This window comes from Flavobacteriales bacterium (assembly GCA_021739695.1).
In the GTDB taxonomy this organism is placed as follows: domain Bacteria; phylum Bacteroidota; class Bacteroidia; order UBA10329; family UBA10329; genus UBA10329.
This window is the reverse complement of sequence record JAIPBM010000009.1, coordinates 40605-63389: the sequence shown is the minus strand read 5'-3', so window position 1 is coordinate 63389 and position 22785 is coordinate 40605. Positions and strand designations below refer to the sequence as shown.

The window sequence follows — 22785 nt, the reverse complement described above, 5'->3', positions numbered from 1 at the left end:
ACATTGACTTAATAAACCAACAAATAAAACAAAAATGAAAAAGCAGATTACAATCATTTCAAGCATCATTTCCTTCGTGGTTCTGAGTGCTTTTACCCCAACTTCTGACATTGACGGTTTTTACCGGATAGATGCTGCAGCCAGCAAAATTGAATGGTCAGGCTCTAAGATCACAGGAAAAACACACACTGGCACTGTTAACCTGATGGAAGGTGGCCTACAGATTTCTGGTGGTGTTGTCTCAAATGGTAAATTCTCAATTGACATGACCACTATTTCAGTAACAGACCTTGACGGTGACATGAAAGGGAAATTGGAAGGTCACTTGAAGAATGAGGATTTCTTCAACGTGGAGAAATTCAAAACCGCCAACATCGCCATCAAAAGTGCGAACGGAAATCAAATCACTGCGAATTTGACAATCAAAGGAATTACGCACGAAGTAACGTTTCCAGTAACTATCACATACACTGACAGTGGTGAAATGACTGCAACCGCTAATATTGAAGTTGACCGTTCAAAATTCGATGTTCGTTATGGTTCAGGTTCGTTCTTCGATGACCTAGGCGATAAAGCAATTGATGACATTCTAAAATTCAGCGTTACGCTGAAAGGTTCTAAATAAATTTCTGAACCAAAGACATTGAGGGAAGCCAAAAGCTTCCCTCTTTTTTTGCTCTACATTTGCCGAATGCCAAGCGAAAGAGAGCGACTGCTTAAACATCTTGCACCGACTTCAGAAAGCCCAATTGGACTTGAAATTGAGCGTGCCGAAGGCGTTTACATGTACGACCCTAAGGGCAAACGATACATGGATCTCATTGCCGGAATCTCTGTCAGTAATGTTGGGCATCGGCATCCGCAAGTGGTTAAAGCCATTAAAGACCAAGTAGACAAACACTTGCATTTGATGGTATATGGCGAATACGCTCAATCGCCTCAGTTCAAGTTTGCTGACCAACTAACCGCTGCTCTTCCATCGACATTAAACTCCGTTTATTTCGTGAACTCAGGCAGCGAAGCTGTGGAAGGCGCCATCAAACTGGCAAAAAAAGTGACTGGTCGCAGCGGACTCATTAGTTTCGAAAATGCCTATCACGGCAGTTCAAACGGAGCTTTGAGTTTAATGGGAAATGAAGCGTTCAAGTATCCATTCTACCCTCTTCTGCCCGAAACCTCGCTCATCAGATTGAACAATTTTGATGACCTGGAAGCCATCACTGAAAAAACAGCGGCTGTTTTCCTCGAAACCATACAAGGCGAAGCTGGCATTCGAATCCCTTCTGAAACATACATGAAGGCACTAAGAAACCGCTGTTCAGAAACAAGGACACTTCTGGTGCTTGACGAAATTCAATGCGGTTTTGGGAGAACGGGTAAAATGTTCGCTTTCGAACATTTTGACATCGTTCCAGATATTCTACTTCTGGCAAAAGGAATGGGTGGAGGCATGCCGATCGGGGCTTTTATTGCTTCTAACGAACTCATGTCCACACTGAGTCGCGAACCCATTTTAGGCCATATCACTACATTTGGAGGTCATCCTGTCTCATGTGCTGCAGGTGCTGCCTGCCTATCTGTCATACAGAACGAACAACTGATTGAGAACATCGACCGAAAAGAAAAATTATTCCGAAAACTGCTTAATCACCATCAGATCAAAGAGATACGCGGAAAAGGTCTGATGCTATCTGTTCAACTTTCCAGCAGTTCTGAGCTTTTTGCAGCCATTGATCGCTGCATAGAAAATGGCGTTGTAACAGATTGGTTTCTTTTTTGTGATACGGCCATGCGCATTGCTCCGCCTTTAACAATCAGTGACGAAGAAATTGCCGAAGCTTGTACCATTATCAACGAATCTTTATCCAACTAAAATGAATAGACTATTTACTGGCTTGGCCACAACGTTAGTGCTGATCGGTTCCACAATTGGAAGCATCGCTCAGGAAACAAACAACTCGCTTCTTTGGAAAATAAGCGGTAATAATCTTGAAAAGCCTTCCTACCTCTTCGGTACAATACACTTGCTGCCAGAAGACAAGTATTTTTTTACCGATAAAATGAAAGAAGCGTTGACAGGCAGCGAAGTACTTGCCTTGGAAGCTGACCTTGACGTTCCGTTTGCCGAGCAAATGAAAATGGCCATGGAAATGATGATGCCCGATGGAAAATCTTGGTCAGATTATATGACTGCCGAAGATTACGCCACAGTGGTTTCAGCATTTGTGGATTCGCTGGGCATCAAGGAAAAGAAAGTGGAGAAATATGCCAAGATCCGGCCGATCTACGTTAGCGGACTCATTATGAACGACTTACTTGGCAAAGTGAAAATGTATGAGCAAGAACTTTCTGCCATGGCGAAAAAGGATAAGAAACCGATAATTGGCCTCGAAACCATGCAAGAACAAATGGAAATCGTTTCGGGTATTTCAATCGAAGATCAGATGAAAGACCTGAAAAGCACCACGGCTAGCATGATGCGCGATTACGATAAAATGTTGGCAGCATACGTTTCTCAAAATCTAGATGAACTTGAAAAAGTGAGCGAAAACAACGATGGTTTTGATGCTATGGAAGCAAAACTGCTTACGGAAAGAAACAACCGCTGGATTGTATTGATGAAGGAACAAGTCGCGAAAAATGCCACCTTTTTTGCCGTTGGCGCCATGCATCTAGTAGGCGAAAACGGACTGATTGCACAGCTAAAGACCGCTGGATATCTGGTAGAACCTGTAAATCAGTAACTGCCCAAACTGAGAAGAACAAGCGTACAAGCTTCGTCCACTTCTATTCCGGCCTTTTCAAGCATCTCTTCAAAAACCGGATTTTCTGTTCCAGGATTGAAGATGACGCGCGTTGGTTTCAGGTCAATGATTCGATCGTAGTATGCTGCCTGTCTTTCAGGATTGAGGTAAAGCGTAACTGTGTCGAACGCTTCGTTGGGCCATTCATCGGTAATGGCAATATTCCCGATGGTTCCCTTTCTTATACCAAATGCATAAACCGGATGGCCGTATCCGCTAAGGCGCTCCACAGCTTTAAATCCGTAGCGCTCTGATTTCGGACTTGCCCCTACAACGAGTGTTTTCTTCATCATTCTGCGGTAATAAAAAACGGCCTCAGGTAAAACCTAAGGCCGTTTGGCGGAGAGTGAGAGATTCGAACTCTCGGTACCTCGCGGTACGGTAGTTTTCAAGACTACTGCAATCGACCACTCTGCCAACTCTCCGAGCGCAAAAGTAAAAGAATTTTCTTCCCGTAGAAACGTTATTTATTGCCTTAATGTAGATTGGATTTTAACATGGATAAACCGTGGTTTGGTAACTTTACAGAATGAAGAAGATAATCTGGGTCATTTTATTGTTGATCACGGTCACAGACAGTGCCGTTTTTGCGCAAAATCTTCGGGCAGAATTTGCCATGGCTGAATTCGAATCTCCAAGTGACGGACCGTATTTGGAGACCTATCTTAAGCTGAAAGGGAACAGTTTAGTGCCAGTTACTGTTGGTGATGGATATTATGCTGAAGTGCTGATAACGTATCATGTTTCGAAAGGAGTTTGGGTTCCTTTTAAGGATTCCTACATCGTTAAAGGACCATTGAATGCAACTGGCAGCGTTCCAATGGATTTTATCGATCAGCGGAGAATTCCGCTTAAACCTGGAAGTTACGATCTGGAAGTCACCATAAAAGACATTAACGATTCGCTTAGTAAAGCTGCGACCATCATACAAAAGGTGGTGATTGAAAAACAGAAGTTGAAAAATCTCGATTCCGAACCTGAAGGCACTTCCTATCTTGATACTGTTAAGGGAAAGCCAGTTTATCGTTCTACGTTTTCAATGTCGAGCATCCAACTGGTTGATTCATATTCCGAAACAACAACTCCAAACATTCTAAGCAAGGTCGGATATGACCTTATACCCTACACTTCTGACTATTACCCGGAGGAAAGAACTGACATCACATTTTATGTCGAAGTGTATAATCTTCAACTAGAAAACCTTCCTGCTGACAAGAAATTTCTGATCGACATGTTTGTTGAAAACGCAGATGACGGAAGAATTGTAGAAGGCCTTCGGAAATTATCGAAGCGTGATTATGCTGAAGTGGTTCCTGTGCTGCAATCTTTTCCTATCGAACGATTATCGAGCGGCAATTACAACCTGGTCATTGAGGTTAGGAGTGACGAAAATAAACTGATGGAACGAAGGTCTCTTTTCTTTCAGCGCACGAACAATTCGGTTACGGAAGAATATGTTCTCGAAAATCAAGGATCTGAAAACGATATGTACGGATCATTCGTCACCCAATACCAGAACCTTGATCAGTTGAAAGAATATTTACGTTGCCTTCATCCTATTTCTACACAAGAAGAAATCAATCAGGTCAACAGGAGAATGAATTTTCAGGACAAGAACATGATGTGGAAATTCATGTATAATTTTTGGAAAAAACGAGACACGGACAATCCTGAACAGGCGTGGCTTACGTATTGGAAAGAAGTTGAAAAAGTGAATGCCAATTACTCCAACAATCTTCGCAGAGGCTACGATACCGATCGAGGACGTGTTTATCTGCAGTACGGACCTCCGAATACCATTTCTCCCAATTACTTTGAGCCTAACACGTATCCGTACGAAATCTGGCACTATTACAAATTGAAAGACCAACTGAACGCTGAACAGAGCAACAAGAAATTCGTTTTCGCCAATTTGGAACGCGGCTCAAAGGAATTTACACTGATCCATTCGGATGCCAAAAACGAGATCACCAATATCCGATGGAACTATGATCTTCAAATTCGAAGCAACTCCGTTAACGACATTGACCAAGAAGACAGCAATGATGGTTACGGTAATCGGTCGAAACAATTTTACCAGAATCCATATTGATCCTGTGATTCGGTTCACGCACTTTTGTAGCGCATGCGCGTAGCGGTCGTCATTCTCAATTGGAACGGAAAATCGTTCCTCGAAAAATTCTTGCCATCGGTAATCGAGCATTCGCCCGAAGCTGTTGTGTACGTGGCCGATAATGCAAGTTCGGATGACTCGATTTCATTTCTCAAAACTCGATTTCCCGATGTGAAATTGATTGAGAACAAGAGCAATCTTGGATTCGCAGGTGGCTACAATCAAGCATTAAACAAACTAACCGAAGAGTTTTTTGTGCTGCTGAATTCGGATGTTGAAGTGACCAAGAACTGGCTTCATCCGATCATTGAGTTAATGGACTCGGACAAAAACATTGCTGCTAGCCAACCAAAAATTCTGAGCTATAACGACCGATCTAGTTTTGAATATGCTGGTGCATGTGGAGGCTACATCGACAAATTTGGATATCCATTTTGTCGAGGACGACTTTTTGAGACCTTGGAAAAAGACCATGGACAATATGATTCGGTTGAGCAGATATTTTGGGCTACAGGTGCGTGCTTAGCAATTCGCAATTCTGTATACACTCAAATAGGCGGATTGGACGAAGATTTCTTTGCTCACATGGAAGAGATTGACCTTTGCTGGAGGATCAACCGTGCACATTATAAAGTAATGGTTCAACCTAAATCTGTTGTGTATCACGTTGGAGGCGGAACACTATCGAAATCGAACCCGTTCAAAACATTTCTCAATTTCAGAAACGGTTTAGAACTGCTTCTCAAAAATCTACCGAAATCGGTTCTTGTTCAGCGAATATTCCTGCGAATGATTTTAGATGGAGTAGCCGCTTTCAAGTTTTTGGCCTCGGGTCATCCTAAAGATTTTGTGGCCGTGATAAAAGCTCATTTTGCTGCATATGGACGAATGAGAAAAACGCTGTCCAAACGTTCAGGAAATTACGACAAGGTCAATCGTCTTTACCAGCGCAGTATTGTGGCTGATTACTTTATTCGAGGGAAAAAAGTCTTTACAGACCTTCCTTCAGATAAGTTTTAAGCGCTTCAACGGCCAAGTTGTACGAAAAAGCGCCAAACCCGATAATACTTCCGATGCAAACAGCTCCGATCATTGAGCTATGCCTGAACTCTTCACGAGCTGCAATATTGGAGATATGAACTTCCACAACAGGTAAATTGATGCTTGAGATTGCATCTCTGATAGCTACTGAAGTATGCGTGTAACCACCAGCGTTTATCACAACGCCATCAAACTCTTTAACCGCAGCTTGCAGGCTATTGATTAGTTCGCCTTCCACATTGCTCTGAAAATGTCCAAATTCAATTTCACGATAAGAATTTTTGATGCTCTCTACGAGTTCATCTAAAGTTTGTGAACCATAAATTTCAGGTTCGCGCGTTCCTAATAGATTCAAATTTGGCCCGTTGATAATTAAGATCTTCACACGTTCTGAATTTATGGGCAAGATATAACTTCGGACATGCACTGGCAACGGGCAATACTTGGTTTCAAATCGTACCTGCAACTGGAACGGTCGCTCTCTGGTAATACGGTGGAGGCTTACTTACGCGATATTGGGCAGCTGCGCGGATTCATTGAATCAACATCAGGAGAAGAATCGCCTGTAGGTTTGAAGTCAGAAGACCTGAAACTATTCGTGCAGCAAATTGCAGAGCTTGGATTGAGCCCTACTACGCAAAGCCGCATGGTTAGCGGAATTCGTGCTTTTTACAAGTACCTGCTGTTGGAAGATAAGATTGAAACCGACCCAAGTGCATTGCTTGAAACACCAAGAATTGGCCGAAAACTACCAGATACACTTTCTCGAGAAGAGATCATTTCGATGATAGAAACCGTTGATCTGAGCAAACCTGAAGGAGAACGGAACCGCGCCATCCTCGAAACGCTTTATGGTTCAGGTCTTCGCGTTTCAGAATTGGTGAATTTGAAGATCAGCAATATCTACTTCAATGACGGTTTTATGCGCATCATTGGAAAAGGAAGTAAAGAACGACTGGTTCCATTGGGAGGAATTTCTGCCAAACGCATTTCAGATTACTTGAATCACATTCGCATCCACATCGCCATAAAAAAAGGAGCAGAAGATTTCGTGTTTCTGAACCGAAGAGGAAATCACCTCACTCGTGTGATGATCTTCAATATTGTGAAAGAAGCGGCCGCGAACGCTAAGGTCAAAAAAAGCATCAGTCCACACACGCTGCGCCACAGCTTCGCTACACACTTGATTGAGGGCGGTGCTGATCTTCGTGCCGTGCAAGACATGCTTGGCCACGAATCAATTACCACGACAGAAATTTACACGCATCTAGACCGCGATTATTTGCGATCGAACATCATTCAGTTTCACCCAAGAGCGTGAAACGAATCTCCACCATTCGTTAGATCTTCAGGAGAAATACTAAGTACTGGAATGCGAGAATGATTGACCACTTGCTGCGCGAATGGTCCCATTAGAAATCCAGTCAGATTTGGCTCTTGCTCAGTCATCATTACAATTAGATTTCCACCTCTTGACTCAGCAAAATTCATGGTCATTGTAGCCAAATTGCTTCCGACCAAAACCGTTTGGGTGTATTGAATTGATTCGCGATCGAAAAAATCAGTTACCTGTTTCACTTTCGTGTCGAACTCAGCTCTGATCTCTGCATCGTCATCAGTCAGCAAACTTGCAATGTGAATGGTTGAGCCAAACTTCTTGGCCAGTTCTGCAGCGTGCTTCACCTTCTGACGTGATTCTGGTGTACTATCTAGTGGAAGAATGATGTTTTTCAACTCCTTCTTAGAAGCATTTTCCTGTACAGAAAGCACTGGACAAGGAGATTGGGTAACAACTTTAAACGCGTTGCTTCCTGCAAAAAACTCAGCCCAACCAGACGTTCCGTGTGTACCCATAACTATCAGATCGACATTGGCTTCTTGAGAAGCAGCAACGATTGCTTCGTAAATACGTCCAGAAACAACTTGCTGAGAAACACTCAAGCCTGTTCGTTCTTCAAGCAAATGAGCATCTTCTTGCAACTTTAGTTGAGCACCTTCCTTTTCATCGTATTCAGTCTTTTTGCTCGGAGAAAAAATTCCCTGATAGGCTCCAGTCTCCAACACATGAATCAACATAATTTCTGCATCAAATCGCTTGGCTATATCCACAGCGTGGTCTATCGCAACATTGGCTGCTTCTGAAAAATCTGTTGGAACGGCAATTCTGCTTATCTTAAATTCACTGAACATGGCAATATTTTTTATCTAATTTAATGGATTCAATCAATATGGGGTAAAGGATGTTGTGTCCTTTTTTGGAGTTGGAATAATACTCAACACAGGAATATCTGATTTATTGATAACCTCTTGAGCAGATGATCCGATAAAATAATCGGTAAAATCTTGTTCTTGTTGGGTCATGATCATGATCAGGTCACCTTTCGATTTATTCGCAAAATCAATGATGCTGTCAGCCAACGACTGTGAGCCTTTTGTATCACGCACAATTTCTGCTGTACACTCAACTCCCTGTTCCATCACGAATTTCTTAACCTGATCAAGCTGACGTGTCAAACGGTTTACAATGAACTCGTCATTCGTCATCAGTACTGAAACAACTCGGACGATGGAACCAAAACGCTTAGCAAACTCAACAGCTTTAGCCACTTTCTCCTTGGTTTCTTTGGTCAGATCCAGAGGAAGAACAATATTCTGACATCCTCTTCTGTGATGTTTTCCTTTGATCGTAATAACCGCTTTGTGCGATTCGCGAACAACTCTTAGCGCATTCGAACCAATGAACTTCTTTTTAAGTGATGATGAACCCGCAGTTCCCATTACAATGAACTGGGCATTGATCACATCGGCAGAATTGACGATCTGATCGTAAATCTTACCATGGACCTGAATAGGATTTAAGGTAACCTCATATTCTGCACTTTTTTCCGCGATAAACTTTTCCAGTTTGGCTTTAGCACGTGTCTCAAACTGAAGTTGATCACTATCGTCAAATAATTTACTTAATGAGAACTCCTCACTGATCACGTTTAACACGTGAATCTCACTATCGAAAACCTTGGATAAACTAACAGCCTGCTCTAAAGCAATGATGGATTGTTCAGAGTAGTCGACTGGTACTAATATTGCCCCCGGTTTGTCTTGATTATTCATAGATTTGATTTTGCGGCTGCAAAGTTACGAATAAAGGGTATGGAAAGAATAGCAGAATCAGAGCTTGTTTTGAACGAAAATGGCAGCATTTATCACCTCAACCTTTTTCCCGAAAATATTGCCGACACAATCATACTTGTTGGAGACCAAGGAAGAGTTGGTAAAATATCCAGGAATTTTGACTCCATCGAATACACTGGACAGAACCGTGAGTTTCTGACCCACACAGGAAGAATTGGTTCAAAACGGTTGTCGGTTCTTTCAACAGGCATTGGAACAGACAACATTGATATTGTTCTGAACGAATTGGATGCACTGGTCAATATTGACCTGGCAACCCGTTCAATAAATCAAACACAGAAAAGCCTCAAACTCGTTCGACTTGGTACGAGTGGTTCTTTGCAGGAAGACCTTCCCGTAGATAGCTTCCTGCTTTCCACACATGGAATCGGGTTTGATGGGGTTCTGAATTACTACGAAAAGGGTTCTGAGGTTGAAGACACAGAATTGACCGATGAATTCATGCGTCAAATCGATTGGAAATCGACCTTTCCGCGCCCATACATCGTAAAAGGTTCAGATTCTTTGTTTGAACTTTTAAAAGAAGGAACACATCATGGAATGACGGCCACAGCCAACGGTTTCTACGGACCTCAAGGGCGCCAATTGAGACTAAAACCAACGGTTTCAGACCTCAACGAGCGGCTCAGTGCATTTCATTATCAAGGAAATAGAATTACCAATTTCGAGATGGAAACCTCAGCATTATTCGGACTTGGAAAGGCGCTTGGTCATGAATGCGCTACAGTATGCGCCATCATAGCCAACCGATTTAAGAAGGAATACAGTAAGAATCACGACCGTACGGTTGAACAACTCATCACCTTTGTGGTTGATAGATTGGTATAGACCATGCGGATAGGAATTGTTTGTTATCCCACCTTTGGTGGAAGCGGTGTAGTAGCAACCGAGTTGGGAAAAGAATTGGCTATGAAAGGCCATGAAGTTCACTTCATCACATATGACCTTCCTGTTAGATTCGATCGGTTTCTCTCGAATTTGCATTATCACGAAGTGCGGGTTAGCGACTATCCACTGTTTGATTACCAACCGTACGAATTGGTTTTGGCGAGCAGAATTGTGGATGTCGTTAAACACGAAGGATTAGACATTCTCCATGTTCACTATGCCATTCCGCATGCTTCTGCTGCTTATATGGCACAGCAAATCCTAAAAACGGAAGGCATTTACATGCCGTTCGTTACCACGCTACACGGAACAGATATTACGCTCGTTGGAAAAGACGCTTCCTTCGAACCAGTTATCACTTTTGCAATCAATCGCTCTGACGCAGTAACGGCCGTTTCTGAAAGTCTGAAACAAGACACGTACGAACATTTCAATGTAACGCGTGCCATTCACGTAATACCCAACTTTATTGACCTGAAACGTTACGAAGGATGTTCAACCGAAGGCGTGCTTAAAGCCTTTGCGCCCAAAGGAGAGCGAATACTACTCCACACATCCAACTTTCGTCCAGTAAAGCGAGTTGAGGATGTAATTGAAGTCTTTTATAAGGTTCGCAAAGAAGTCCCTTCCAAATTACTTCTAGCCGGAGATGGCCCAGAAAGACCAAAAATTGAAGCTTTGTGCAGGAAACTGGGAACATGCGATGATGTCCACTTCCTTGGGAAGCTGAAAAATATTGAAGAAGTCTATTCCGTTGCTGATCTTTTTCTTCTTCCGTCAGAGACGGAAAGTTTTGGATTAGCGGCATTGGAAGCCATGGCTTCTCACGTTCCTGTCATTTCATCGAACACAGGTGGAATTCCTGAAATAAATGAAGATGGGATAACTGGATTTTTAAGCAATGTTGGAGACACGGACGATATGGCCGCTAACGCACTTAAACTTCTAAAAGATGACGCTCTATTTGAGAAATTTAGAACGGCTGCTTATGAGAAAGCAAAACAGTTCAGCGAAGAATCAATTATTCCGATTTACGAAAAGTTATACGAGCAAGTGATCAACGATTCCCGAGGCGCTCAATAAGATCAGCCACTCGGTTAGAATAACCGGCCTCATTGTCATACCAACCAACCACTTTCACCATTTTACCGATCACGGAGGTAAGCTCTGCATCAAAAATGCAGCTATGTGGGTTACCAATAATGTCGCAAGAAACGATTGGATCTTCAGTGTATTCTAAAATCCCCTTGAATTGAGCTGTTAGAGCTGCCTTTTTAAATAACTCGTTCACGCCTTTCTCATCAATGTCTGAACGCACAATGCAGGTAAGGTCTGTTAGTGACCCATCAAGTACTGGAACTCGGATTCCTGCCCCACCCAAATGCCCCTCCAGATGTGGGAATATTTTACCGAGTGCCTTTGCAGCCCCAGTGCTTGTAGGAATAATAGAATTTGCCGCTGCTCGAGCACGTCTAAGATCAGAATGAGGCGAGTCGTGCAAACGCTGGTCGCCCGTATAAGAATGAACAGTAGAAACGAATATGCTTTCAACATGGACAGCATCTTCCAATACCTTGACCATTGGGGCAGCACAGTTAGTAGTACATGAAGCGCAACTGATGATATCGGCATTGAGATCGACCTTATCTTCATTTACTCCAAGAACAATTGTCGGAATATCCGCATCTTTTGCGGGCGCAGAAATAATCACCTGCTTTGCTCCTGCCAACAAATGCGCGGAGGCTGATTTTCTGTCTCGGAAAAACCCTGTAGATTCTAGCACCACATCAACTTCCAATTCTTTCCAAGGAAGTTCAGAAGGATCCCGTTCTGCAAAAACGCGTACAGGAATTCCATTAAACGCGATGGAATCGCCATTTGCTTCAACCGTTCCATTAAACTGTCTGTGTACCGAATCGTACTTGAACAAATGTGTGAGTGTTTTCACATCTGCCAAATCATTGATTGCTACTACTTCCACATTCGGTTTTTGAAGTAAGGCGCGCATGCTTACTCTTCCAATTCGCCCAAAACCATTTATTGCTACTCTTATCATCTGAATTGTTTAAATAAAAAAGCCCCCCGAATATCGGGAGGCTTTTCCAACATTCTCAATTTTCTAATCAGTTCTTAACCACTTTCTTCACTACCATGCTATTATCAACCATGATACGCAAGTAATAAATGCCTGAAGTGTAACCCGACATATCAATATCGAACTTGTGCGTTCCGTTGGTCATTTCTCTCGAAACCAACCTTTTCACATCTTTTCCTAGTACATCAACCATTTCCATACTAACTGTAGCTGCATCTACCAAACTCATGGCAACTGTCGTTACGCCTACCGTAGGATTTGGTGCAACGTTCAGATCAATTTGACGCTCAAGGTCTTCCATTCCAAGTGGGCTTCCAGAAAGCGTAATGTCATCGATGTAGAAGTTATTGCTACGACCTCCTGAAGTCCAACGGAATTTAATGCGAACGTTTGCTTTATTGGCAAATGAGCTACCTAAACTAACATTCACATCAGTCCAAGTGCTGGCACCATTTGGTCTGTAACTGTTAACCACAAGACCTGAATTCGTCAATTCGTAACCTGAATATGTTGCTCTTGTAGACCAAGTTTCGCCACAATCTGATGATGCCATAACTCTCAATTCATCATTTGGCGTATTGTCAACTGCCGCACCAGAGAATCTGAACTTAAGCGATGGATTTGATAATGTGCTCAAATTGTAAGATGGAGAAACAAGTTCGTCAATTTCAGCTGCGTTATTGTCCATATTGAACATCCTGACCGATTCCCATCCAGTGCTTCCACCATCTGGTCCGTAAAACCATTCCCATTTATTCGCAGAACCATCTTGATTAAAAACAACGTAATCATCCAAGAAATCCTGCTCTCCCCAAAAACTATCTACGTAACCCCAATCATTTTGGTATTGAGCCGTTGTTGAACTCACGATAACCATGTCTGTCTCAGTACGAGTATCTGAACCTACGCTGTTGCTAACCTGAAGAGAAACATCGAACTGTCCTGGATCATTGTAAGTCACGATAGGATTATTGTCCGTATCAGTTGCTGGGCTACCTCCTTCGAATGTCCATAGATAGTCAGAAACGGCACCATTGTACGTGCTTTCTTCAAACCTCACGTTCTCTCCAGCACAGATCATTCTCTGATTTGCAAAATCCGCAGACTGCTGAAAATAGAAGGATGAAATTGGAGCGCACTCTGGTTGAGTATATGGATCTGCTACACCAGTTGCCTCCAAGTTCTCCTGAGAAATCAAATAACTTCTTACACCTGGCTCAGTTCCATCACCCTCCAAGGTAAAGTCCATTCTAGCTTTCTGACCTCTAGTAAAAATATTCATGCACTTATCATCAGAATAATCCATGTAGTTATCAAACATTTCACCATCAGGATTATTTGGATCGCATCCTGGAACATTATAAGGTGTAGAAAAGTAAGTGCTTCCTCCACCAAATTGAGGATAACCAGGATTGTTACCACAAATACCGTAGTTAGGTCCGTTGTGAGTTGGAGTATCCAGTACATCGTCAGAACCACATGTAGCATCTCCCCAAATGTGTATCAAGCTCAACCAATGTCCAACCTCGTGGGTGGCAGTTCTTCCTCCACTATTTCTAGTGTCTATGTTTGAGGCGATGACAGCAATACCATCTGTTGACAACAAACCTGTTGCAGGAAATTGTGCATAACCCAAAACTGTTCCACCGCCAGGGATGTCTTTATCAATATTAGTTACGACCCAAATATTAAGGTAGCTGTACGCATTCCAATAGCTTTCTCCCTTAAATCCAGTTCCATCATTAGCATTATTTGTCTTAGATGTAAAAACACGAACAACACCATCAGTACAATTACCCAACGGATCTTTTGTTGCCAAACGGAATTCGATATTACAGTCTGCTGGAACGTATTTTCCTTGCTGTGTTATGGTTGAACTAATTTGAAGTATCCTAGAGACTAAAACATCATCCGTATATCCCAAACCATCGGTAGACACGTTTACACGGAATTCGCCAAGTGACACAGGCACACTTACAAAGGATAATTCGAGCAATCCTTCTTCAACAAATTCTTGAGTGCCAATAATGTTTCCACTTCCATCAAACTCATTATATGAGGTACTAGCATCGTAAACATACAAGGTGTCTGTTGGTAAAAATGGATCCAACACATCCTGATAAAGAACGACCGTGAGTTCATTGGACCATGTAGTATCTACAGAAGTTCCATTCCAAGATGTAGTGAATGTTGGTTGAGTGGTATAACTCAATTCCAAATCAAAATTACCGTTAACAGTAAAATTTGGGGCCTGAGTAAAGACCGTATCTCTGATATACTCAGCAATCAGACCGTTCTGAGCATTGATTGCATCTGTTAGCGCGCTAGCAAGGTCTGATGTATCTGCATTATTCGAAATATTGATTTCTATCACATTATCGAAATTAGGAACTAAGGTATCCGCTAATCCACCAGTACCGTTATTGAAGTGGAAAGCGAAACTCTCTCCATATCTATTGTTCAATCGGATGTAAGATGAATCATCCACGAAACCAAGAATGGAATCTGAATGGAACACGAAACTTGTGTATTCTGTATCTCCATAAAATCGTTGAGGAGTATTGACAGTATCAGGGTTCAACCTTCGGTAATCTTCGTTCAATACATCCAGTTGCTGTTGAACCTTATTCAAACCAATGTTCTCAGGACCCCCAGCGTGGAGTATGTGGAACACAACTGGTATGATTCGCACACCGTTTTCACGTTGAACCTTAACCATTGGATTGGATACATAGCGATGAATTGCCTCTTGAAAAGCCTCGTATTTGGCTCTATTTTCAGGATCCTCGAGTTGCTGATTTAGTACGTAGTTCGCACCACACTTTTCTTGCATTTGTGCAAACGCTCCAAAGAAGCCAAGAATTGCGATTGACGTGAATAGAATTTTTTTCATCCGTATGTGTGTTGAAAATATGGTTTTACTATTAAGCTACTATAAAACCTTGTGGGGCAAATATAGAAAAAGAAAGAGGGGTGAAAGTGTATTCTAACCGCCTATTTGAAGCAAAATTCCTGTAAAAATTACACTTCTAAGGGCTTGAAATCCAAGGATTTTCAGAACAAATGCTTCTCGGCATGATATGAAGACCTGACCAATGGACCGCTTTCAACGAACCTAAAACCCATGGAAAGCCCTAGAGTTTCATATTCCTTAAACTGCTCTGGTGTAATGAATTCCACCACTGGAAGATGCTGCTTGGTCGGTTGCAGATACTGGCCAAGAGTAAGGATATCAACACCAACACTCCGAAGGTCTTCCATTGTTTCAATCACCTCATCTCGGGTTTCACCCAATCCAAGCATGACACCGGATTTGGTTTTAAGCCCTGCGTCTTTCAATCGCTTGAGAACTTCTAAACTTCTATCGTATTTAGCTTGAATACGAACTTGTCTGGTCAATCTCCGAACCGTCTCCAAATTGTGTGATACAATTTCTGGTGCCACTTCAATTAAGCGCTGCAGGTTATGCCATTCGCCACGGAAATCCGGAATCAAGGTCTCCATGGTTGTTCCTGGACTGTGCTTCCGCACAGCCCGAACTGTTGCGGCCCAAATTTCGGAACCTCCATCTTCAAGATCATCTCTATCTACAGAAGTAATCACCGCGTGCTTCACTTCCATCAACTTAATGCTTTGAGCCACCTTGTAAGGTTCGGCAATATCAGCTTCTTCAGGTCTCCCAGTGCTTACCGAGCAGAATCCACACGAACGTGTACAGACATTTCCCAAAATCATGAACGTAGCAGTGCCTGCACCCCAACATTCGCCCATATTCGGGCAATTTCCACTTTGGCAAATGGTGTGAAGTTTATGTTCTTCAACCAAGCCTCTTACTTTCTGATATTCTTTTCCAGTTGGCAATTTGACCCGCAACCATTTCGGTTTGGGCGCTCTTTTCTCAGGCTCTTCGGTCTTCAATTCGCTCATCATCTATACCATTTAAGGCCAAAATTAATCGCCAAGTAGAACGTAAGGTAATATGGGTCGTTCTTAATCTTGGCCATCATGGGCACATCTCGTATGTAGTAATCGATAATAACACCTGCCTCCAAACTCCTTACACTTTTCTGCTTCCGTCCGTACTCAAAGCTAAACCCGAACTTACCATACATGCCTGGATAGAACTGCATCTTATCTATTCCTTTGAAAACAGACGCACGTCCAAAAATGTTGTCTGACGTGTGCTTTTCTGGATCGTATCTCTCTGTAGAAATGTATTCATACGGAATACTTGGATGTCCGATTTCCAAATAGATGGGTTTGGCCCAAGCCATTGAAAATCCACCTATATATAAGTAGCGAATCTCTACACCTTTATCAAATTTGGCATAAAGCACGTTATGCCTGCCATATCCAAACCGGGTGACAACCACTTGATTCAATTCACCATAATTGTAGCTGTTGGAATTCTCGTAATACGGATTTACCGTTTTCACCTCTTTCGGATGTTCCATGCTCACCGCTTCCAACTCAAACACACGTTTACGAAGAAAGGTCTTGTTCTTTGATCGCCTTAGCAGAAGTCCCCAACCTTGTGTGTGCAGCATGGCTCCTCCAGTAAACTCCTGCTTCATCAGCACTTGTTTGTCTTCGTAAGATCTGTCTTTGATCTTATCGGCAACGGAGCCTTTAGGAGCCTTTGGCATCTGCATCTGACCATCGTCCTGAGCCAAGGCAAACTGCGCAGATAACAGCGTTAGGCCAAAGATGAATACCGCATAGAAAACCTTCCAGTACATTCGTGCAAAGTTACAATAAGTCATAACCACAACAGATACCATGACCACATCTCATGTCATTTATATTGGTGAGCTGAGCACCGAAGCCACACACCTGAAAAGTTTGTCCAAGATAAGTACGGATGCTCCAACTGATAACAACGGTTTGGGCAGAACGTTCTCACCCACCGATTTATTGGCCACGGCATTGGCCAGTTGCATGCTTACCATTATTGGAATCCGTGCCAATGAGTCAAATCTAGACATCACTGGAACTAACGCGAGCGTGACCAAAATGATGTCTTCGAACCCAAGAAAGGTCTCTGAAATTCAAATTGAAATGGAAATAATCGATAGAGGACTTTCCGAAACTCAGAAGAAAGTGCTCGAAAAAGCGGCTACAACTTGTCCTGTTGCTCTCAGTCTCAGCGATGAGCTAAGACAGACCGTCTCTTTCAGATATAAGAAATTGTCTCTTTAGCTGTTCGCACCCTGCTCAACAGGAGCGTCCGCTTTACCGTAGGCTGGGCAGCTTTCAGTTGTTCTGCATGAAGAGAAAATCATAGCAGTAACGGTAAGAACTGCGAAGAAAATGGCTGACTTTTTCAAAATATCTATTGGTTTATTTGTTGATACGAGCTTAGAACGCCTAAAAGAATTCGTTTGTTGCCAAAAGCATTGCAAATTTACCCTTTGAATGCCAGTTACGTGCTTAACTGAAAAAGGTTTGGCATTAGTTTTCAACATCGGTTATTGAAAAGACGACATAATTATCACTAAGAAAATGAAACCTACGATTGAATCTAGTTGGTACGAATTGTTGAAGGAAGATTTAGATGCACCATACTTTAATGCGCTGCGCGAGTTTCTTGTAAAGGAAAAACAATCGCAGACAATTTATCCTCCAGGTTCATTGATCTTCAATGCTTTCGACCACACTCCTGTATCGAATGTGAAAGCCGTCATCCTTGGGCAAGATCCATATCACGGAGAAAACCAAGCCCACGGACTATGTTTTTCGGTCAATGATGGTGTTCGCTTCCCTCCTTCTCTTCAGAATATTTTCAAGGAACTGCATGCTGATCTCGGAATTGGCAAACCAACTTCGGGTAACTTGACAAATTGGGCAGACCAAGGCGTGTTGCTTATTAACGCCACGCTAACTGTGCGTGCTCAGAGTCCAGGTTCGCATCAGGGAAAAGGCTGGGAAAAGTTTACCGATGAAGTGATACGGAAACTTTCGGATGAACGCGAAAAGTTGGTATTTCTACTTTGGGGGAGATTTGCTCACAATAAAGAAGTGTTGATCAACAAGGAAAAAGGCCATTTGATTCTGAAAGCGCCTCATCCATCACCATTATCCGCCTATTCGGGATTTTTCGGCTGTAAGCATTTCTCCAAAACGAACGATTTCCTTCGTTCTAATTGCATGGCGCCTATTAACTGGGAATTGAACACACAATGATCCAACGGTTCTGCGTTTAGCTGTCGTGAAGTTTTTTACCTGCATATCAAGTGTGCTTGTCATTCTCATTATTGGAATGAGCACGCTTTCAGCACAGCAGCGCAAACACCTGATAATTGATCAAACGGTTCAGCACATTACAGATAAAAAGCTGAATCGATTGGGACAATTGAAGGAAACTTATCCAGATTCCGTGAGTACGCTAAAGGCGATAACTGACCTGATAAGCGCGCTGAGGTCGCGTGGATATCCTGAAGCAGGTATTGACCAACAGGTCTGGAAAAAAGACTCTGCGTTTTTCACATTACACACTGGCGTGCAATACCAATTTCACACGCTCAATACAGGTAATGTTCCGGATGAAGTGCTGCGAAGAATTGGATATCGGGAAAAGTTGTTCACTGAAACCAGCATGAGTGGAAAACGCTTGGTCGGGTTGAAAAAGCGAATTGTTGGGTTTTATGAGAACCACGGACATCCATTTGCTGAAGTTGCCTTAGATAGCATTTCACTGATTGACCAACAGCTTTCTGCGCGGCTGAATCTGAAGAAGAATCAGCAGTTTACAATAGACAGCATCATTATAAAAGGCACCGCTCGAATTCAGCCTAAATACCTTCAAAATTATTTGGGGATCAAACCCAAAGGATTGTATAACGAGAGTCGGATCAAACCGATTTCGACACGTGTGAAGGAAATTGCCTTTGTGTCAGAAGTCAAACCGCCTGAAGTCGTTTTTGGCGATGGGAAAGCCAATCTGTATGTGTATTTGGATAAGAAACGTGCCAGTCAGTTTAACGGCATTTTAGGCGTATTGCCAAGCAGCGAAAACCCAGGAAAAGTGCTGATAACAGGTGAGTTGACCGTGAAATTACTTAGCGCATTCAAGCGTGGTGAATTGATCGATCTTTCGTGGAAAAAGATTCAAGCTAGAACCCAAAACCTGAATGTTCATCTCACTTATCCGTTTCTTTTCAATACAGCTTTCGGTTTGGATGGAACGTTTGAGCTTTACAAACGCGATTCGCTGTATCTCAACCTCAAAGGAGTGATCGGTGTACAATATCACTTGATGGGAAACGATCACATCAAGATTTTTGCTGACATCCGATCAACCAATGTGTTGGCCACATCAACGCTTCTGTCCTCTTCAACATTAAACCCCGATAACGTAGACTCGCGGACGCAACTTTACGGCTTCGGTTATAAAATGCAACGATTGGATTATCGACTTAATCCACGCAAAGGTTTTGACCTGTATGCTGAAGCAAGCGCAGGTGCCAAAAAGATATTGCCAGATGCAACGATTGAAGTGAGCAGATATGATGGTCTGAAGCTGAATTCATTTCAATTGAATGCTGTGCTGCAAGTGGCTTACTTCGTTCCGATACCGAACCGAAGTACCATTATGATAAGGGCAAATGGCGGCTTCATGCGAAGCGAAAACCTGTTTGAAAGCGAGGCATTCCGAATTGGTGGATTGAAAACTCTTCGTGGTTTTGATGAAGAATCCATCTACGCAACCATGTTCGGAATTGGTACCATCGAATACCGATTTCTTCTCGACCCGAACAGTTATCTGTTTGCCTTCTTTGATGGCGCATACTACGAGAATCGTTCTACCAACAAACGTATTACTGACCGTCCTTTTGGCTTCGGTTTGGGTATTTCTTTCTTCACCAAGATCGGAGTATTCTCACTCAACTACGCATTGGGAAAACAGTTCCAGAACCCGATTGATTTCCGAGCCGGAAAGATCCACTTCGGGATTGTGAGTTATTTCTGATCGGATTCCACAATCAACTCTTATCGATTAACTAACTTCATCGCCCAATGGAATTTGCATTTTTAATAGTAGGTATTTTGGTTGGCGCGGCAGTAGGTTTTCTGCTTGGAAAACGCGGTACAACAAGTGAATTGGACAGTGGCGAATTGGAGAAGCTGAAGCTCGAAAAAGCAACACTTGCTGAAGGCGAAAGACGTTTATCTGAAGAACGCGACATCCTGAAAGCGGACCTGAAAGAAACGCAAGACCGATTGTCTGAAACGGAGCAAAGTCTTGCTTCGGCACGAACGCACTTCAAAGACCAGGAGAACAGGCAGAATGATCAGAAAAAGGAATTCGAGGAACTGAACAAGCGTTTCAATACCGAATTTGAGAATCTCGCCAACAAAATATTGGACGAGAAATCGAAGAAATTCACCGATCAGAACAAGGAAAATCTGGAGAGTATTCTTACACCACTTCGCGACAGGATCAAGGATTTTGAAAAGAAAGTGGACGAGAAATATGATAATGAACAAAAAGAACGTGCTTCGTTGCAAGGCGAGATCAAACTGCTTCATCAACTCAATAAAGAAATCAGTCAGGAAGCGCACAACCTAACTGCTGCGCTGAAAGGAGATAGTAAGAAACAGGGAAATTGGGGCGAATTGATTTTGGAGCGGATTCTTGAAAGTTCTGGCCTGATAAAAGGTGAAGAATACACCACTCAGGAAACAACCTATAATGATGAAGGTGATAGACTTTTTCCAGATGTTGTCATTCAACTTCCAGACAATAAGCAGATCATTATCGACAGCAAAGTCTCGTTGGTTGCTTACGAACGGTTTGTGAATTCGGATGATGATGCAGAAGCAGACAAATGGATAAAAGCGCATGTGTTATCGGTGAAAAACCACATCAAGGGTCTTTCTGATAAGAATTATCACACATCAAAAGGGATGAACAGCCCAGAATTCGTGCTGATGTTCATGCCCATTGAAAGTAGCTTCAGTGCATCGATTCGAGCTGATGATGAACTCTTCAATTATGCTTGGGATAAACGCATTGTGATCGTAAGTCCTTCTACGCTACTTGCCACATTGCGCACTGTTTCCTCCATTTGGAAACAGGACCGCCAGACCAAAAATGCCATTGATATTGCGGAACAGAGCGGCCTGCTTTACGACAAGTTTGTTGGCTTTATTGAAGACATGAAAAAGATCGGTGACCGATTGGATTCCACACAAAAAGTGTATCAGGAAGGAATGAAAAAACTATCTGAAGGCTCAGGGAATCTGGTCAAACGTGCCGAAGAATTGAAGAAAATGGGCGCTAAGGCAAGTAAGCAACTTCCCAGCGAAATCTTAGGTTTGGAAGATGAAGATCAGTAGGATTCTTGCCTGTCTCAGTTTGGTGGTTTTTGTTTCGGGTTGCTACACCGAACGCATCTCCAATCAGAACCTTTCTTATCTGTACGATACAGATGCATCTTTTCTTCATCCTGAATTCAATGTGCTGCATAAGAATGATTCGGTTACTGAACTTCATTTTCGCATCAATTCCAACGAACTTTTGTATCTGTTCAACTCAACAAGCGAATTCCATTCTTCATTCTTCCGAATTCGCTACGAGGTTTACACACAACTCGAAAGCAAATTACTGATTGACAGCTCGGTGGTGATCTTTGCTGACAGTTCGTTGGTTTTGCAAGGAAAGACCATCAGCGGAATCATCGAATTGAAACCTTCAAAGGTGAAGCAATCGTTGCTGAAGGTCGATCTTGTTGATCTTCGAAGAAACTCGCGCATAAAACGCTATTTCGAGATTGACAGACGCAACCCGAACTGCAGGCAATTCTTTACGCTGAAATTGGCTGGTTCCAATCAACCTTTAGGTCGGAATTATGTGAAAGCGGACGAGCAATTCATTCTCACGCATGTGAGTGGTGCAGACAAAGCCATTGTGCGATACTATAACCGCGAATTCCCATTACCTAAACCACCGTTTTCGGTAGAAACACCAAAGGCATTCGATTATCAGGCTGATAGCATTTTTGAACTCGCTTTTGGCCAACCGTTGTTGCTTCCAGAAAAAGGCTTTTACCATTTTCAGGTTTCAGATACCACCAAGGACGGCTTCACGCTTTACCGATTTGACGAAACATTTCCTTCCGTTAAAAAGGTGGAAGACCTGATTGAACCGTTGCGTTTCATCAACAGCAATTCAGAATACAAACAATTGGTAGAAGCCGATTTTCCGAAAGCTGAGGTAGATCGCTTTTGGCTCAAAGTGGCTGGAAATCCTGATCGTGCTAAGTTGCTTATTCAGAAGTACTATTCAAGAGTGGAAAATTCCAACCAATTCTTTTCCAGTTTCACTGAAGGTTGGAAAAGCGACCGAGGCTTGATCTACCTCATTTTTGGTCCACCGAACATCATTTATAAGAACACCAATTCGGAACACTGGATCTATGGCGAGGAAGAAAATCCATCTTCGCTCGGAGTTACTTTCTACAAGATTGACAATCCATTTACCGACAACGATTTCCGATTGGATCGCTCGCCTATTTACAAAAGCAGTTGGTACAGTGCAGTTGATATGTGGCGCCAAGGCCGTGTTTATACAGACAATTGACAGCCAAATTCTAAGCACAAAAAATCCGAAACAAATCTCTCAAAGAGACTTGTTTCGGATTTCGAATTTT

The 22785-nt window shown here is 42.6% G+C and carries 21 protein-coding genes and 1 tRNA gene; 13 read left to right on the top strand and 9 right to left on the bottom strand.

Annotated features, from left to right (window positions below):
* Nucleotides 1-34 precede the first annotated feature (34 nt).
* The 3 genes from K9J17_07600 to K9J17_07590 all read left to right on the top strand — a co-directional run bounded on the left by K9J17_07600 (nucleotide 35) and on the right by K9J17_07590 (nucleotide 2744).
* Nucleotides 35-625, top strand: a complete 591-nt coding sequence (locus K9J17_07600) for a YceI family protein (protein MCF8276583.1) — start codon at nucleotides 35-37, stop codon at nucleotides 623-625.
* 66 nt (nucleotides 626-691) lie between these two features.
* Nucleotides 692-1873, top strand: coding sequence for an aspartate aminotransferase family protein (locus K9J17_07595; protein MCF8276582.1), 1182 nt, complete (start codon nucleotides 692-694; stop codon nucleotides 1871-1873).
* Nucleotide 1874: 1 nt separating this feature from the next.
* On the top strand, nucleotides 1875-2744 hold the full coding sequence (locus tag K9J17_07590) for a TraB/GumN family protein (GenBank protein MCF8276581.1): 870 nt from the start codon (nucleotides 1875-1877) through the stop codon (nucleotides 2742-2744).
* Here K9J17_07590 and K9J17_07585 read toward each other — a convergent pair.
* On the bottom strand, nucleotides 2738-3094 hold the full coding sequence (locus K9J17_07585) for a CoA-binding protein (protein ID MCF8276580.1): 357 nt from the start codon (nucleotides 3092-3094) through the stop codon (nucleotides 2738-2740). The two genes, K9J17_07590 and K9J17_07585, sit on opposite strands and share 7 nt — an antisense overlap.
* Before the next feature lie 47 nt (nucleotides 3095-3141).
* Nucleotides 3142-3229: transfer RNA gene (locus K9J17_07580), tRNA-Ser, on the bottom strand.
* Nucleotides 3230-3333: 104 nt separating this feature from the next.
* Here K9J17_07580 and K9J17_07575 point away from each other — a divergent pair.
* Nucleotides 3334-4896 carry a GWxTD domain-containing protein gene (locus K9J17_07575; protein MCF8276579.1) on the top strand — a complete coding sequence of 521 codons (1563 nt, stop codon included), beginning with the start codon at nucleotides 3334-3336 and terminating at the stop codon, nucleotides 4894-4896.
* 33 nt (nucleotides 4897-4929) lie between these two features.
* Nucleotides 4930-5937, top strand: coding sequence for a glycosyltransferase family 2 protein (locus K9J17_07570; protein ID MCF8276578.1), 1008 nt, complete (start codon nucleotides 4930-4932; stop codon nucleotides 5935-5937).
* Here the strand turns inward: K9J17_07570 and aroQ are convergent.
* Nucleotides 5909-6343: a type II 3-dehydroquinate dehydratase gene (aroQ, locus tag K9J17_07565; protein MCF8276577.1), complete on the bottom strand. Its 435-nt coding sequence runs from the start codon at nucleotides 6341-6343 to the stop codon at nucleotides 5909-5911. The genes K9J17_07570 and aroQ overlap by 29 nt on opposite strands.
* A gap of 36 nt (nucleotides 6344-6379) precedes the next feature.
* Here aroQ and xerD point away from each other — a divergent pair, with 36 nt between their 5' ends.
* Nucleotides 6380-7279: a site-specific tyrosine recombinase XerD gene (xerD, locus tag K9J17_07560; GenBank protein MCF8276576.1), complete on the top strand. Its 900-nt coding sequence runs from the start codon at nucleotides 6380-6382 to the stop codon at nucleotides 7277-7279.
* On the opposite strand, the gene K9J17_07555 is transcribed toward xerD, so the two are convergent.
* Both K9J17_07555 and K9J17_07550 read right to left on the bottom strand, forming a co-directional pair.
* Entirely contained in the window at nucleotides 7264-8148 is an 885-nt protein-coding gene (locus K9J17_07555; GenBank protein ID MCF8276575.1) for a universal stress protein, read from the bottom strand. The two genes, xerD and K9J17_07555, sit on opposite strands and share 16 nt — an antisense overlap.
* Nucleotides 8149-8181: 33 nt before the next feature.
* On the bottom strand, nucleotides 8182-9069 hold the full coding sequence (locus K9J17_07550) for a universal stress protein (GenBank protein ID MCF8276574.1): 888 nt from the start codon (nucleotides 9067-9069) through the stop codon (nucleotides 8182-8184).
* A 39-nt stretch (nucleotides 9070-9108) separates the two neighbouring features.
* On the opposite strand from K9J17_07550, the gene K9J17_07545 reads away from it, so the two are divergent.
* A complete protein-coding gene (locus K9J17_07545) occupies nucleotides 9109-9978 on the top strand; it encodes a nucleoside phosphorylase (GenBank protein MCF8276573.1) in 870 nt (289 codons plus the stop codon).
* Nucleotides 9979-9981: 3 nt separating this feature from the next.
* Complete coding sequence (gene bshA, locus K9J17_07540) at nucleotides 9982-11121, top strand: N-acetyl-alpha-D-glucosaminyl L-malate synthase BshA (protein MCF8276572.1); 1140 nt, start codon at nucleotides 9982-9984, stop codon at nucleotides 11119-11121.
* Here the strand turns inward: bshA and gap are convergent.
* From gap to K9J17_07520, 4 genes are all read right to left on the bottom strand, one after another.
* Complete coding sequence (gap, locus tag K9J17_07535; protein ID MCF8276571.1) at nucleotides 11096-12094, bottom strand: type I glyceraldehyde-3-phosphate dehydrogenase; 999 nt, start codon at nucleotides 12092-12094, stop codon at nucleotides 11096-11098. The two genes, bshA and gap, sit on opposite strands and share 26 nt — an antisense overlap.
* Nucleotides 12095-12161: 67 nt before the next feature.
* Nucleotides 12162-15026, bottom strand: coding sequence for a PKD domain-containing protein (locus tag K9J17_07530; protein ID MCF8276570.1), 2865 nt, complete (start codon nucleotides 15024-15026; stop codon nucleotides 12162-12164).
* 161 nt (nucleotides 15027-15187) lie between these two features.
* Complete coding sequence (lipA, locus tag K9J17_07525; protein MCF8276569.1) at nucleotides 15188-16063, bottom strand: lipoyl synthase; 876 nt, start codon at nucleotides 16061-16063, stop codon at nucleotides 15188-15190.
* On the bottom strand, nucleotides 16060-16872 hold the full coding sequence (locus tag K9J17_07520; protein ID MCF8276568.1) for a hypothetical protein: 813 nt from the start codon (nucleotides 16870-16872) through the stop codon (nucleotides 16060-16062). The genes lipA and K9J17_07520 overlap by 4 nt, the downstream gene beginning before the upstream one ends.
* Before the next feature lie 40 nt (nucleotides 16873-16912).
* On the opposite strand from K9J17_07520, the gene K9J17_07515 reads away from it, so the two are divergent.
* The 5 genes from K9J17_07515 (at nucleotide 16913) to K9J17_07495 (ending at nucleotide 22715) form a co-directional block, all read left to right on the top strand.
* Complete coding sequence (locus tag K9J17_07515) at nucleotides 16913-17332, top strand: OsmC family protein (protein ID MCF8276567.1); 420 nt, start codon at nucleotides 16913-16915, stop codon at nucleotides 17330-17332.
* Between the two features lie 303 nt (nucleotides 17333-17635).
* Nucleotides 17636-18316 carry a uracil-DNA glycosylase gene (gene ung / locus K9J17_07510; protein ID MCF8276566.1) on the top strand — a complete coding sequence of 227 codons (681 nt, stop codon included), beginning with the start codon at nucleotides 17636-17638 and terminating at the stop codon, nucleotides 18314-18316.
* A 76-nt stretch (nucleotides 18317-18392) separates the two neighbouring features.
* On the top strand, nucleotides 18393-20102 hold the full coding sequence (locus K9J17_07505; protein ID MCF8276565.1) for a BamA/TamA family outer membrane protein: 1710 nt from the start codon (nucleotides 18393-18395) through the stop codon (nucleotides 20100-20102).
* Nucleotides 20103-20149: 47 nt separating this feature from the next.
* Nucleotides 20150-21472, top strand: coding sequence for a DNA recombination protein RmuC (gene rmuC, locus K9J17_07500; protein MCF8276564.1), 1323 nt, complete (start codon nucleotides 20150-20152; stop codon nucleotides 21470-21472).
* Nucleotides 21459-22715: a GWxTD domain-containing protein gene (locus K9J17_07495; protein MCF8276563.1), complete on the top strand. Its 1257-nt coding sequence runs from the start codon at nucleotides 21459-21461 to the stop codon at nucleotides 22713-22715. The genes rmuC and K9J17_07495 overlap by 14 nt, the downstream gene beginning before the upstream one ends.
* Nucleotides 22716-22785: the final 70 nt, after the last annotated feature.